Origin of the sequence: Massilia forsythiae, from assembly GCF_012849555.1 — a bacterium.
Classification (GTDB): Bacteria; Pseudomonadota; Gammaproteobacteria; order Burkholderiales; family Burkholderiaceae_D; genus Telluria; species Telluria forsythiae.
Window position 1 is genome coordinate 957,209 of the sequence record NZ_CP051685.1, and the last position, 13,925, is coordinate 971,133.

General features: G+C 65.0%; 12 protein-coding genes. 4 read left to right on the forward strand and 8 right to left on the reverse strand.

The features are described from left to right. Nucleotides 1-169: 169 nt before the first annotated feature. The 4 genes from HH212_RS04110 to HH212_RS04125 all read right to left on the reverse strand — a co-directional run bounded on the left by HH212_RS04110 (nt 170) and on the right by HH212_RS04125 (nt 5,476). On the reverse strand, nt 170-2,266 hold the full coding sequence (locus HH212_RS04110) for a M13 family metallopeptidase (RefSeq protein ID WP_169434214.1): 2,097 nt from the start codon (nt 2,264-2,266) through the stop codon (nt 170-172). 206 nt (nt 2,267-2,472) lie between these two features. Then, on the reverse strand, nt 2,473-2,994 hold the full coding sequence (locus HH212_RS04115; RefSeq protein WP_169434215.1) for an outer membrane beta-barrel protein: 522 nt from the start codon (nt 2,992-2,994) through the stop codon (nt 2,473-2,475). A 235-nt stretch (nt 2,995-3,229) separates the two neighbouring features. Further along, nucleotides 3,230-4,336 (reverse strand): S-(hydroxymethyl)glutathione dehydrogenase/class III alcohol dehydrogenase, encoded by a 1,107-nt coding sequence (locus tag HH212_RS04120; RefSeq protein ID WP_169434216.1) that lies wholly within the window; start codon nt 4,334-4,336, stop codon nt 3,230-3,232. A 489-nt stretch (nt 4,337-4,825) separates the two neighbouring features. Further along, on the reverse strand, nt 4,826-5,476 hold the full coding sequence (locus tag HH212_RS04125) for an ANTAR domain-containing response regulator (protein WP_169434217.1): 651 nt from the start codon (nt 5,474-5,476) through the stop codon (nt 4,826-4,828). A 157-nt stretch (nt 5,477-5,633) separates the two neighbouring features. Between HH212_RS04125 and HH212_RS04130 the strand changes: the two genes are divergently transcribed. From HH212_RS04130 to HH212_RS04145, 4 genes are all read left to right on the forward strand, one after another. Next, on the forward strand, nt 5,634-8,444 hold the full coding sequence (locus HH212_RS04130) for a valine--tRNA ligase (RefSeq protein ID WP_169434218.1): 2,811 nt from the start codon (nt 5,634-5,636) through the stop codon (nt 8,442-8,444). Nucleotides 8,445-8,602: 158 nt separating this feature from the next. Then, nucleotides 8,603-9,868, forward strand: a complete 1,266-nt coding sequence (locus HH212_RS04135; RefSeq protein WP_169434219.1) for a hypothetical protein — start codon at nt 8,603-8,605, stop codon at nt 9,866-9,868. A gap of 96 nt (nt 9,869-9,964) precedes the next feature. After that, nucleotides 9,965-10,411, forward strand: a complete 447-nt coding sequence (locus HH212_RS04140; RefSeq protein WP_169434220.1) for a DUF2147 domain-containing protein — start codon at nt 9,965-9,967, stop codon at nt 10,409-10,411. 195 nt (nt 10,412-10,606) lie between these two features. Beyond that, entirely contained in the window at nt 10,607-11,011 is a 405-nt protein-coding gene (locus tag HH212_RS04145) for a hypothetical protein (protein WP_169434221.1), read from the forward strand. A gap of 4 nt (nt 11,012-11,015) precedes the next feature. Here the strand turns inward: HH212_RS04145 and HH212_RS04150 are convergent, their stop codons facing one another. The 4 genes from HH212_RS04150 to ruvC all read right to left on the reverse strand — a co-directional run bounded on the left by HH212_RS04150 (nt 11,016) and on the right by ruvC (nt 13,822). After that, nucleotides 11,016-11,477 (reverse strand): YaiI/YqxD family protein, encoded by a 462-nt coding sequence (locus HH212_RS04150; RefSeq protein ID WP_170205260.1) that lies wholly within the window; start codon nt 11,475-11,477, stop codon nt 11,016-11,018. Nucleotides 11,478-11,506: 29 nt separating this feature from the next. Next, a complete protein-coding gene (gene ruvB / locus HH212_RS04155) occupies nt 11,507-12,574 on the reverse strand; it encodes a Holliday junction branch migration DNA helicase RuvB (protein WP_169434222.1) in 1,068 nt (355 codons plus the stop codon). A gap of 14 nt (nt 12,575-12,588) precedes the next feature. Beyond that, on the reverse strand, nt 12,589-13,167 hold the full coding sequence (gene ruvA, locus HH212_RS04160) for a Holliday junction branch migration protein RuvA (RefSeq protein WP_169434223.1): 579 nt from the start codon (nt 13,165-13,167) through the stop codon (nt 12,589-12,591). A gap of 118 nt (nt 13,168-13,285) precedes the next feature. Next, entirely contained in the window at nt 13,286-13,822 is a 537-nt protein-coding gene (gene ruvC, locus HH212_RS04165; RefSeq protein ID WP_169434224.1) for a crossover junction endodeoxyribonuclease RuvC, read from the reverse strand. Between the last annotated feature and the right edge of the window lie 103 nt (nt 13,823-13,925).

Sequence of the window (13,925 nt, forward strand, 5' to 3'; positions counted from 1 at the left end):
ATTCCAGTTGCTTCAATGGCAATGAATTCTGTTGCTCAGTATGGGTCCCCGCGTGCGCGGGGACGACGCGCTACGGGTTTAAGCAGAGATAACGATTATCTTGGACAGTAGTGCGCCTTCGCGGGGACGACGGCTGTTGTGCTGGCCGATCAAGCGCCGGCTTTGCCGGTCACCACACCCGGCAACGCTGTTCCTTGACCATCGGCTGCCCCGGCTTGCACTGGAACGCCGCCTGGAACTGCGGCATGTTCACCACCAGGCCGTTCACGCGGTAGCGGCCCGGCGAGTGCGGGTCGGTCATCGCGGTCACGCGCAGGTTTTCCGGACGGTCGTTTTCGCAGGCCCACTGCGCGTTGCCGACGAAGAAGCGCTGCTCCGGCGTGAGGCCGTCGCGCAACGGCCGTGCCTGTTGCGGCATGCTGGCCATCTCGGTCTGCCACGCCATCCAGCCCAGGATCAGCCCGCCCAGGTCGGCCACGTCCTCGCCCAGCGTCAGCTTGCTGTTGATCTTGATGTCGTCCACCACGGTGTACTGCGCGTACTGGTCGACGATGCATTGGGCGCGCTCTTCGAAGGCCTTGGCGTCTTTCTTCGTCCACCAATCCTTGAGGTTGCCCTTGGCGTCGAACTGGCGGCCTTCGTCGTCGAAGGCGTGGGTCAGTTCGTGGCCGATGGTGCCGCCGGTGTTGCCGTAGTTGGGCGCATCGTCCATCTTCGGATCGAACAGCGGCGGTTGCAGCACGCCGGCCGGGAAGTTGATGTCGTTCATCTGCGGATCGAAATAGGCGTTCACCGTCGGCGGCGTCATGTGCCATTCGCTGCGGTCGAGCGGCTTGCCGATCTTGGCCAGGTCGCGCCGCATCTCGAAGCGGTTGCCGCGCTCGACGTTGCCGGCGAAATCGTCCGGCTTGACCTGGTAGCTGCCGTAGTCGCGCCACTTGTCCGGGTAGCCGATCTTGTTGACGATCGCCGCCAGCTTTTCCTGCGCGCGCGTCTTGGTCTCCGGGCTCATCCATTCGAGCGAATCGATGTCCTTCTTCATCGCCTCTTCCACCTGGCGCGTCATGTGCAGCGACTTCGCCTTCAGTTCAGGCGAAAACGCGCGGCCGACGAATTCCTGGCCCAGCGCCTCGCCCAGCTGGTGGTCGACCAGCGCCACGCAGCGCTTCCAGCGCGGTTGCTGCTGCTGCACGCCGCGCAGGATCTTGCTGAAGAAATCGAAGTGCTCGTTGTCGAAATTCGCCGCCAGCACCGGCGACAGGTTGCGCGCCACGTGCCAGCGCAGGTAGGTGCGGGTGGCGGCCACGTCATGGCCAGCCCACAGCTTGGCCAGCGCCTTGAAGAAAGCCGGTTCGGTGACATTGAAGGTGGTTTGACCGCCCTGCCCGACCTCGTCCAGGTAGGCGTGCCAGTCGAAGCCCGGGGTCAGCGCCTGCAGGCCCTTGGCATCGACTTTATGAAACAGTTTATACGGATCGCGCTTGTCGACGCGCGACAGCGAGGCCTTGGCCAGCGCGGTTTCCATTGCCATCACGCGCTCGGCGTTGCGCTGCGCCACGGCGCCATCGTCGCCCAGCAATTGGAAGGTGTTGGCGATGTGGGCGACGTACCTGGCGCGCACTTCCTTCGACTTGGCGTCCTGCTTCAGGTAGGAATCGCGGTCCGGCAAGCCCAGTCCGCCGGCGGTGGCGAAGGCGATCACGCGCGACGAATCGCCGAAGTCCTGGCTCGAGCCGAAACCGAAGAACAGGCCCGGATCGGCCAGCGACAGATGCAGGCGAGCCAGCACGCGCGGCAAATCGCGGTTGGATGTCAGCGCCGCGATCTGGTCGAAATACGGGCGCAAGGGCGCGGCGCCGCGCGCTTCGATGGCGCGCTCGTCCATGCAGGCGCCGAAGTAGTCGCCGATCTTTTGCTGGCTGGCGTTACGCCCGTCCTGCTTCTTGGACAGGTCTTCGAGGATGCCCCACAGGTAGCGCCGGTTATCCTGGGCCAGCTTGCCGTACACCGACCAGCGCGCCTGGTCGGCCGGCACCGGGTTGTTCTTCATCCAGCCGCCGCAGGCGTACTGATAAAAATCGACGCAGGGATCGGCGCTCTTGTCCATCGAATTCACGTCCAGGCCGGGCGTGTACGGGAAGGCGGTGGCCGGACGCTCGCCGGCGGCAATAGCGGCATTTGCGGCGGGGACGGCGGGGTTCTGGGCGCAGGCCAGCGCAGCGGCGCCGGCGAGGGAAAGACAGAGTGCGAGGCGGGCTGGGCGCATGGCAGGATTCCGGTTGGCTGAAAGGCTCGATCGAGGGTGAACATCGAGGCGTGCATCGAGGCGCGCTATGCTGCCATACAAATATTGGCTGAGCAATATTGACTTCCGAAACCACAAACAAAATGCGGCACTGTCCAATAAGGAACAGTGCCGCATTCGATGCATGCCGCCGCGCGCCAAGCGCCGGCGGCCGTCAGCCCGTCAGATCAACGGAACTGCCAGACGACGCTGGCGCTGATGTTGCGCGAATCGCTCGACGGCTTTTGCGCCTCGATGCGGCCCGAGAAGTTCGGTGCGAAGGTGTAGTTCAGGCCGATGCCGTACAGGCCGGTGCTGTCGTCGGCGCCGCCGCTGACGCCCATCACGGTCGCCTTGGCGCGCAGCTTGTTGTAGCCCAGGCGGCCGTACACGTCCAGGGCTTCGTTCAGCGGGTAGGAGCCGATCAGCGACAGGTGGGTCTGCTTGGCCTTGACGTCGCCGCTGTACAGGCGATTGTTGGCGACGACGTCGAAGTCGTAGGTACCCAGGTGGCGATAGCCCGCCTCGACGGCGAAGAACTGGTTGAAGCCGTAGCCCACGAAGCCGCCGAAGCTGCCCTTGCTGCTGCCGAAGTCGTCGATCTTGGTCGAGCCGGCATCCAGGCCGCCGTAGAAGGCGATCGGGGCGGCTGCGAACGACGAGGAAGCCACCAGGGTCAGTGCTGCTGCGGCAACGATTTTCTTGAACATGTTTTTCCCGTTAATATGATTGTTGTGTGATTTTTCACAAACGGTATCAACCGTTTGTGAACGGGAAATTATACGGCTTTGACATTATTTTTGCACAAAGGTGGGGCGTATCGTGCGCATATGCATTGCAACGCACCAGTGCGGTGCCCGCCCATGAAAGCAGCAGGTGTCGGCAGGCGCCGGCGCTGCACTGCGGCAAGCGCGGAAAAGGCGCTTGCCGAAGTAACCGAAACGGTCAGAACACCACGACCGAGCGGATCGATTCGCCCGATTTCATCAGGTCGAAACCTTCGTTGATGCGCTCCAGCGGCAGGTGGTGGGTGATCAGATCGTCGATATTGATCTTGTTTTCCATGTACCAGTCGACGATCTTCGGCACGTCGGTACGGCCGCGCGCGCCGCCGAAGGCCGAACCCTTCCACACGCGCCCGGTCACCAGCTGGAACGGACGGGTCGCGATTTCCTTGCCGGCTTCCGCCACGCCGATGATGATCGACTGGCCCCAGCCCTTGTGGCAGCACTCCAGCGACTGGCGCATGGTGGTGACGTTGCCGATGCACTCGAAGCTGTAGTCGGCGCCGCCGTCGGTCAGCTGCACGATGGCGTCGACCACGTTCTCGACCTGGGTCGGATTGATGAAATGGGTCATGCCGAACTTGCGCGCCATCTCTTCGCGCGCCGGGTTGAGATCGACGCCGATGATCTTATCTGCACCGACCATTTTCGCCGCCTGGATCACGTTCAGGCCGATGCCGCCCAGGCCGAACACGACGACGTTGGCGCCCGCTTCCACCTTGGCCGTGAAGATGACGGCGCCGATGCCCGTGGTGACGCCGCAACCGATGTAGCAGATCTTGTCGAACGGCGCGTCCGAACGCACCTTGGCCAGTGCGATCTCCGGCACCACGATGTAGTTCGAGAAGGTCGACGTGCCCATGTAGTGGTAGATCGGCTTGCCGTCCAGCGAGAAGCGCGAGGTCGCGTCCGGCATCAGGCCGCGGCCCTGGGTGGAACGGATCGCCTGGCACAGGTTGGTCTTTTGCGACAGGCAGAACTTGCACTGGCGGCATTCCGGGGTGTACAGCGGAATGACGTGGTCGTCCTTGCGCAAACTGGTCACGCCGGGGCCGACGTCGACCACCACGCCCGCGCCTTCATGGCCGAGGATGGCCGGGAAGATGCCTTCCGGATCGGCGCCGGACAGCGTGTAGTAGTCGGTATGGCAGATGCCGGTGGCCTTGACCTCGACCAGCACCTCGCCGGCCTTCGGGCCTTCCAGTTCGACTTCCTCGATCGTCAGCGGTTTGCCCGCCTGCCATGCGATGGCTGCCTTGGTTTTCATGTTGGTTGTTCCTTGCTCGATGAATGGACAAATACTGCGCGCGGCGACGATGGCGCGCCGGACGATCCGGGATGATACCAAGCCGGCCGGGAGGGCGTCGGAAGGCGTTTGATTTGTGCGGAAACCCGGTGACGTGCAGGCGTTTTTATTGGCGTGAAAATAAATACCGTCGTTTCAGGCACTGCCTGAAACGACTCCCCGCGAAGGCGGGGACCCATGCTGAGCATCCACAGTTGTTATTTCTGAAATGTTCCAGTTGCTTCAATGGTAATAAATTCTGTTGCTTAGTATGGGTCCCCGCCTGCGCGGGGACGACGAGCTATGGGTTAAAGCAGAGATAACGCTTATCTTGGACAGCAGTGCGCGCAGGCGGGGACCCATACTGCATGAAGAGAACCGGCATGTCAGCATTTCGACTTCCGTGAAGTCAGCTTGGGTCCCCGCCTGCGCGGGGACGACGCTGTGGCCTAGAACAATTTCAACACTGATTCACTTGCCGCGCAGCCGTCCCGCAAACGCCCCATGCAGGCCGTTGAGCAATTCTTCCGCCGCCACCAGCTGCTCGGCCACCTCGTTGATCTTGCGCCGGCTGGAGCGCGCATGGTCGCGCAGCACCTCGAAGGCGACGTTGCGGTCGGTCTGGTAGCGCGCCATCAAGAGGCCCACGGCCAGGCTGGTCTCGCGGCCCGCGGCCAGCGCCGCGTTCAGGTTGGCTTCGGTGCGCCGCAGTTGGCGGATCTCGTCGGCGCGCGCCAGGGCCGACTCGAAGGCCGGCAGCAGGCGCGCGGCGTCGACCGGCTTGACCACGAAGCCGACCGCGCCGTGGCTGGCGGCCTGGCGCGCGGTCTCGGCATCGTCGACCGAGGACAGGAACATGAACGCCACCTGCGTGTGCTCGCGCAGGCGGCGCGCCAGGTCGAGGCCGGACATGCCGGGCATGTTGATGTCCAGGAGCGCCAGCGCGAAATCCGGCTCGTGCGCGGCTTCGCGCTCGCCGATGCGCTGCAGGGCCTCGGCGGCGGAACGGGTTTCCACGGTGTCGTAGCCGGCGTGGTGCAGGACGGTAGACAGGTATTCCAACAGGACGGCATCGTCGTCGACCAGCAGGACGGGGCGACGGGAAGTGGCGGGCGCGCTCATGGGGATCGTGTGATTTGGGAAAGGAGCTTTGAAAGGGCAAAAATATAGCATGCCGGTCGGTGACGACGGCCCAAAAATCGCGTCCCGGCGCCGGCGCAGGCTTTACGCCGTCAACTATAATGGCCGTTTTCGCCAAACAGACATCCGAATACACGCCATGGAATTAGCAAAGTCTTTCGAGCCAGCCGACATCGAACAATTCTGGCGCAGCGAATGGGAACAGCGCGGCTATTTTGCCGCCTCCATGGATGACGGCAAGCCGTCGTTCAGCATCCAGCTGCCGCCGCCGAACGTGACCGGTACCCTGCACATGGGCCACGCGTTCAACCAGACCATCATGGATGGCTTGACCCGCTACTACCGCATGCGTGGCTTCAACACCGCCTGGGTGCCGGGCACCGACCACGCCGGCATCGCCACCCAGATCGTGGTGGAGCGCCAGCTGGACGCCCAGAAGATCTCGCGCCACGACCTCGGCCGCGAAGCCTTCGTCGACAAGGTCTGGGAGTGGAAGGAAAAGTCGGGCAGCACCATCACCGGCCAGATGCGCCGCCTGGGCGCCTCGGCCGACTGGCAGCGCGAATACTTCACGATGGACGAGCCGCGCACGCAGATCGTGGCCGAAGTCTTCGTGCGCCTGTACGAGCAGGGCCTGATCTACCGCGGCAAGCGCCTGGTCAACTGGGACCCGGTGCTGGGCACCGCGGTGTCCGACCTGGAAGTCGATTCGCAGGAAGAAGACGGCTCGATGTGGTACATCCGGTACCCGCTGGCGGACGGCAGCGGCCACCTGACCGTCGCCACCACCCGCCCGGAAACCATGCTGGGCGACGTCGCCGTGGCGGTCGACCCGACCGACGAGCGCTACACGCACCTGCACGGCAAGATGCTGACATTGCCGCTGACCGGCCGCGAAATCCCGGTCATCGCCGACGAATACGTCGATAAAGCCTTCGGCACCGGCTGCGTGAAGATCACGCCGGCGCACGACTTCAACGACTATGCGGTCGGCCAGCGCCACAACCTGGGCATGCCGAGCATCATGACCCTGCAGGCCAAGATCGTCGACGACGCGCCGGAATCCTACCGCGGCCTGGACCGCTTCGAGGCGCGCAAGAAAATCGTCGCCGACCTCGACGCCCAGGGCCTGCTGGAACAGGTGAAACCGCACAAGCTGATGGTGCCGCGCGGCGACCGCACCGGCGTCATCATCGAGCCGATGCTGACCGACCAGTGGTTCGTCGCCATGAGCAAGCCGGCACCGGAAGGCACCTTCAATCCGGGCAAGTCGATCACCGAAGTCGCGCTGGAAAAAGTGGCGAACGGCGAAATCAAGTTCGTGCCGGAGAACTGGAGCACCACCTACAACCAGTGGCTGGGCAACATCCAGGACTGGTGCATCTCGCGCCAGCTGTGGTGGGGCCACCGCATCCCGGCCTGGTACGGCCCGGAAGGGCAAGTCATCGTCGCGCGCAGCGAGGAAGACGCCAGGGCACAGGCGCTTGCCGCCGGCATCGCCGGCGAACTGCGGCGCGACGACGACGTGCTCGACACCTGGTTTTCGTCCGCGCTGGTGCCGTTCTCGACCATGGGCTGGCCCGCGCAGACAAAGGAGATGGACCTGTTCCTGCCCTCTTCCGTGCTGGTGACCGGCTTCGACATCATCTTCTTCTGGGTGGCGCGCATGGTCATGATGACCGCGCACTTCACGAACAAGGTGCCGTTCGAGACGGTGTACGTGCACGGCCTGGTGCGCGATTCCTCCGGCCAGAAGATGTCGAAATCGAAGGGCAACACGCTCGACCCGATCGACCTGATCGACGGCATCGACGTCGAATCGCTGGTGGCCAAGCGCACCACCGGCCTGATGGACCCGCGCGCCGCCGAGAAGATCGCCAAGGCGACGCGCAAGGAATTCCCGGACGGCATCCCGGCCTTCGGCACCGACGCCGTGCGCTTCACCATGGCCAGCTACGCTTCGCTCGGCCGCAACATCAACTTCGACCTGGGCCGCTGCGAGGGTTATCGCAACTTCTGCAACAAGATGTGGAACGCGACCCGCTTCGTGCTGATGAACACCGAGGGCAAGGATTGCGGACAGCCGGACGCCGCCGATTATTCGCAGGCCGACCGCTGGATCATCTCGCTGATGAACCGCGTCGAGCTGGAAGTGGCCAAGGGCTTCGCCGACTACCGCTTCGACAACATCGCCAGCGCCATCTACAAGTTCGTCTGGGACGAGTACTGCGACTGGTACCTGGAACTGGCCAAGGTGCAGGTCCAGCAGGGCACCGAAGCGCAGCAGCGCGCCACCCGCCACACGCTGGTGCGCGTGCTGGAAGTGATCCTGCGCCTGGCGCACCCGGTCATCCCGTTCGTCACCGAAGCCTTGTGGCAGGCGGTGGCGCCGCTGGCCGGCAAGGGAGCGGGAGAAAACCGCGACACCATCATGCTGCAACCCTACCCGGTCGCCGACGAGTCGCTGATCGACGAAGCGGCCGAAGCCTGGATGGACCAGTTCAAGAAGCTGACCGACGCCACCCGCAACCTGCGCGGCGAAATGAAGCTGTCGCCGTCGCTGCGCGTGCCGCTGATCGTCGAGCCGGGTTCCGAAGCCGACCGCGAGGCGGCCCAAGGCTTCGCGCCCTACGTGCAGCTGCTGGGCAAGCTGTCCGAGGTGCAGATCGTCGACGCGCTGCCGGAATCGCCGGCCGCGGTGTCGATCGTCGGCACCACCAAGCTGATGCTGAAGGTCGAGATCGACGTCGCCGCCGAGCGCGAGCGGCTGTCCAAGGAAATCGCGCGCGTGTCGGGCGAGATCGCCAAGGCCAACGGCAAGCTGTCGAGCGAGAGTTTCGTGGCGCGCGCGCCGGCCGCCGTGGTGGCGCAGGAACGCGAGCGCGTGGAAAACTTCGGCGCGACGCTGGCCAAGATGCAGGAGCAGCTGGCCAAGCTGGCCCACGCCTGACCGTCCTGCACACCCGTCCAGGAGCCGCACCGGGTCATGCCGGTGCGGCTTTTTTTTGTTCCGCGCTGTCGATGAAATGCGGCTCATTTAACCATATCATGTAACCGTACATAAATTACAATTAGTAAATAACAATCGATAATCGGGGACGGCCGCCAATGACATCGCACGCCGGTAGGACCGGGCGCTACCAGGCCCTGATGGTGGCCGCGCTCGCCATGCTGCTGATCGCGGCGCGCATGCCGGAGCGCCTCGCCGGCGGCTTCCTGTGGGCCGAGGACGGCAAGATCTTCCTGGGCGACGCCTATGCGCTGGGCGCGGCATCGCTGTTCAAGCCATATGCACAATACCTGCACCTGCTGCCGCGCCTGATCGCCTATGCCGTGTCCAGGGTCTGCTACATCGACCGGGTGGCGCGTCCGCTGGCGTGGATCTGCGCGCTGGCGCTGAGCGCGGTGTGCGCCTACCTGTTCACCTTCGCGCGCCGGCGCTTTTCCCCGCCCACGGCCTGGGCCTTCGCGCTGGCGCCGCTGCTGGTGCCGCATACCGGCGAGGTCTGGCTGACGGTCACCAACCTGCAATGGGTGATCGCGCCCGCCTTGCTGGTGCTGCTGTGGAGCGCATTCTGCGTCGCGCCGTCCGCAGCGCAACCGGCGCACGGCGAACTGCGGCGCGGCGCGGCGATCGTCTTGCTGACCCTGACCGGGCCGTTCGGACTGATGTTCTCGCCGCTGGTCGCCGCGCGCCTGGTACTGCTGCGCGGCATGACGCGTACGCGCCGCGCCTGGATCGCCATCGGCGCCTATTTCATGGCGGTCGGAGTCCAGCTCGCCACCATCCTGGCCAACCCGCCGCCTGCCGTGCCCGCCGGCGCGGCGGCGCGTCCGGCCCTGAGCGCCTACCTGCACTATCCGTGGAAGGGCCAGTTCCTGCATTACCTGACGCTCGACTTCGTGCTGCCGTATTCCCTCACCGACCGGTTGGGCGACGGCTGGCGCATCGCCGCCGTCGCCGCCGCCCTGCTGTTGGCCGCTTGCCTGCTGCTGGGCGCGCGCTCCCAACGCTTCGTCACGGCCGGCCTGTTCGCACTGGCGGCGGCGCTGTGGGCCGTCGGCGTGGTGCGGGTCGGCATGCCGGACCTGGAGCTGCGCTGGAACCTGGGCGGGCGCTACTTCTACGTCCCCTTCGTGGCGATGGCGTGGTCGCTGCTGATCCTGCGCGACACTGCGCCGCGTACGGGCGCCAGGACGCTGGCCGGCGGCATGCTCGCGCTGGTGCTGGTGAACAGCCTCGCGAATTTTCACGCGGCGGTATGGCGGCCCGCCGGCCTGGCCCGGTCCACGCAGGGAAGCGGCTGGATGCTGACGCTGCCGCCGTCGGCGGATTGGCGCTTGCCGATACGCCCGGAGTGGAAAAGCCCCTGAAGGGCGGCCTGCGCTGCCCTGCCAGGATTTCCGTGAGGCAGCACACCGAACGAGTTTGCTATACTGGATCGACCACAAACCACGACTGGAGACACCATGCAAACCCTCATCCGCGCTTCCCTGATTGCCGCCGTGTTTGCCGCCCCGCTCGCCTGGGCGCAGGATACTTCTCCGGTCGGCCTGTGGAAATCCATCGACGATGCCTCGGGCAAGCCATCGGCATTGATCCGCATTACCGAACAGCAGGGTGAACTGCAGGGCAAGATCGAAAAGCTGTTCCGCGCGCCCACCGAAGACCAGAATCCGAAGTGCGTTCAGTGCCAGGGCGAACGCAAGGACCAGCCGATCGTCGGCATGACCATCGTGTCCGGCCTCAGGAAAAGCGGCAGCGACTACAGCGGCGGCGAAATCCTCGACCCCAAGAATGGCAAGGTCTATAAAAGCAAACTGACGGTGCAGGACGGCGGCAAGAAGCTGGAAGTGCGCGGCTATATCGGCATGCCGGTGTTCGGCCGGTCGCAGACCTGGTTACGCCAGGAATGAATCGGTGAAACTGAGCAATATATGATGTTGCATTATTAATATCAATATTTTTCAGTTTTCTTTGCGTTATGCTAATATCGGTCGCAACTCATCCTTACTTGCGACCGTCATGCCTCTTCTTTCCTCCCTGTTCCAGCCAGCCCCGCGGGTGCAGCCATGATGGGGCTGCGGGTATTGTCCCTGCTTGCGGGTGCATTGGTACTGTTCGTACCGCCGATGATGCTGTTCGATACCGGCGCCGGCGGCATGCCGCCCTGGCTCGTGGCCGGCGGCATCCTCGGCATGATCGTGATCTCGGCCAGTTTCCTGTACGTGGGCGTGGTCGGCCGGCGCATGCGCCAGCCCGGCCCGGAACGCACGCTGGCCGGCGTACTGCTGACGGTGCCGATGGTGGCGGCGCTGGTGACGCTGGCCACCCGCACCGATGAATCCATGCTGTTCGCCAGCGGCGCGCTGCTGGGCATCACCGTCCTGCTGTTCGCCAGCTTCGTGTTCCCGGCAACGATGAACCGCCGCCGCCGTCCGATGCGCGAGCGCGATCCGCTGCGCGAGACGCACCACGCCCACGACGCCGTGGTGCTGCAGCTGCGCCGCCGCTGAATCGCTATCGGTTGCCCGCCTGCAGCCGGCGCGCCAGGTGGCGGTCGAGCGCATTGGCGAATTGCTGGCGGTCGGACTGGCCGTAGGCCGCCGGGCCGCCGGTGTCGACCCCGCTGTCGCGCAATTCCTGCATGAAGGCGCGCATCGTCAATTGCTGGGCAATATTGTCCTTGGTATAGAACTCGCCGCGTGGATTGAGCGCGCATCCTCCCTTTTCCAGCACCTGCGCCGCCAGCGGAATGTCGCCGGTGACGACCAGGTCGCCCGGCGCCAGGCGCGCCACGATCTCGGCGTCGGCGACGTCCGGCCCGCTCGGCACCTGCAGGGCGCGGATGAAGCGCGAGCCGGGTACGCGCATCAGCTGGTTGGCCACCAGCGTCACCGGCAACCGGCGGCGCTCGGCCACGCGGTACAGGATTTCCTTGACCGCGCCCGGGCAGGCGTCGGCGTCGACCCAGATCTGCATGCCGCCGCTGGTCACGGCCTCGTCGTCCGTCATGCCGGAGGCAGGCTATCCCACAGGTCGCCGGTGGGGCTGATGCGCGGCGCGGTCACGCCGAAGTGCTGGTAGGCCAGCGGGGTGGCGATGCGGCCGCGCGGGGTGCGCTGCAGGTAGCCCTGCTGGATCAGATACGGTTCCAGCACGTCCTCGATGGTGTCGGCGGCCTCGCCGATCGCCGCCGCCAGGTTGCCGATGCCGACCGGGCCGCCGGCGAACTTGAACAGCACCGCTTCCAGCAGCTTGCGGTCCATGACGTCGAAGCCGACCGTGTCGACGTCGAGCATGCGCAGCGCGCGGTCGGCCATGTCCCTGGTGATTTCGCCGTTGCCCTTGACCTCGGCATAGTCGCGCACGCGCCGCAGCAGGCGGTTGGCGATCCGCGGCGTGCCGCGCGCGCGCTTGGCGACTTCGCGCGCGCCCTCCTCGTCGATCGGCGCTTCCAGCAAGGCCGCGCTGCGGGTCACGATCCTGGTCAGCTCGTCGACGTTGTAGAACTCCAGGCGCGCCACGATGCCGAAGCGGTCGCGCAGCGGATTGGTCAGCATGCCGGCGCGCGTGGTGGCGCCGACCAGCGTGAACGGCTGCAGGTCGAGTTTTACCGAACGCGCGGCCGGGCCTTCGCCGATCATGATGTCGATCTGGTAGTCTTCCAGCGCCGGATACAGGATCTCCTCGACCACCGGCGACAGGCGGTGGATCTCGTCGATGAACAGGACGTCGTTGGCTTCCAGGTTGGTCAGGAGCGCGGCCAAATCGCCGGGACGCTCCAGCACCGGACCGGAAGTCTGGCGCAGGTTGACGCCCATCTCGCGCGCGATGATGTGCGCCAGCGTGGTTTTACCGAGGCCCGGCGGACCGAACAGCAGCGTGTGGTCGAGCGCCTCGCGCCGCTTGCGCGCGGCGGCGATGAAGATTTCGAGCTGGTCGCGGATCTTGGCCTGGCCGACGTATTCTTCCAGGTGCTTGGGCCGCAAGGCGCGTTCGATCGCCTCTTCGTTGGGCGAGGCAGGCGCCGCATCGATGATGCGCTGCTCGGTGAAATTGTCGGTCTGGATACTCATTGCCTGGTTCTAGGTTACGCTTTCGACAGCGCCTTCAGCGCCAGCTTGATGCCGTCGGATACGCTGGTACCCGGCGGCATGTTCTTGATGGCGACCAGCGCCTCCTTGTCAGAATACCCCAAAGCCAGCAGCGCATTCAGCACGTCTGCCTGGACATCGTCGCGCGCGGCGCCGCCGGTGGCGCCGATGTCGGCACCCAGCTTGCCCTTCAGTTCCAGCAGCAGGCGCTCCGCGGTCTTCTTGCCGATGCCCGGCACCTTGACCAGGCGTCCGGCTTCCTGCAGCGTGACCGCCTGCGACAAATCGGCCACCGTCATGCCTGACAGGATCGACAGCGCGGTGCGTGCGCCCACGCCGGTGATCTTGATCAATTGGCGGAACACGACACGCTCGTTGCTCGAGCCGAAGCCGAACAGCAGGTGGGCATCCTCGCGCACCACGTAGTGGGTGAACAGGGTCACCTTTTCTCCGGTATGTGGCAGGTTGTAGAAGGTGCTCATCGGCACGTCGACTTCATAGCCGACGCCCTGGCAATCGACCAGGACTTGCGGCGGGTTTTTTTCCAGCAGCACGCCGGAGAGACGACCGATCATCGTTGACCTTTCAATATCGAGAACAAACAAGTGGGATGGATAAGCAGACTGGTCACAGCATCAGATGCGCCCGCCGGGGGCGGATTGCAAGCGGCCGCACCGTGCCGGATGCACCGGTTCAGACCAGGCGGCCGTTCTTCATGTGCAGCGCCGGCAGCGCCGGCGACAGCGCGCCGATCAGCGCCAGCGCGTCGTGGCTGTTGGCGTGGCAGATGGCGATGCCGAGCGCGTCGGCGGCGTCGGTGCCCGGCAGGCCGGGCAGCTTCAACAGGCGCGCCACCATGTCCTGCACCTGCGCCTTGACCGCCTTGCCGGTGCCGACCACCGCCTGCTTGACCTGGGCCGGCGTGTATTCCGCCACGTCCAGGTCGGCGCCGACCAGCGCCGTGATGGCGGCGCCGCGCGCCTGCCCCAGCAGCAGCGTCGATTGCGGATTGACGTTGACAAAGACTTTTTCGATGGCCGCGCAGGTCGGCTGGTAGGACGAGACGATCTCGCCGACGCCGGACAGGATGACTTTCAGGCGCGGCGGCAAGGCGCCCGCGGTGCCGGTCTTGATGGTGCCGGAAGCGATGTAGCGCAGCCGGTTGCCCTGTTTTTCGATGACGCCGAAACCCGTCGTACGCAGGCCCGGGTCGATGCCGAGGATAATCATTGTCGAATGGTATACCGGCGCGGGTGTTTCGTGGGGAAAATACTGTGCAAAAACACAGGCAGGATGGCGCGAGCGCCACGCTGCCTGTCCTTTCCCCCATTGG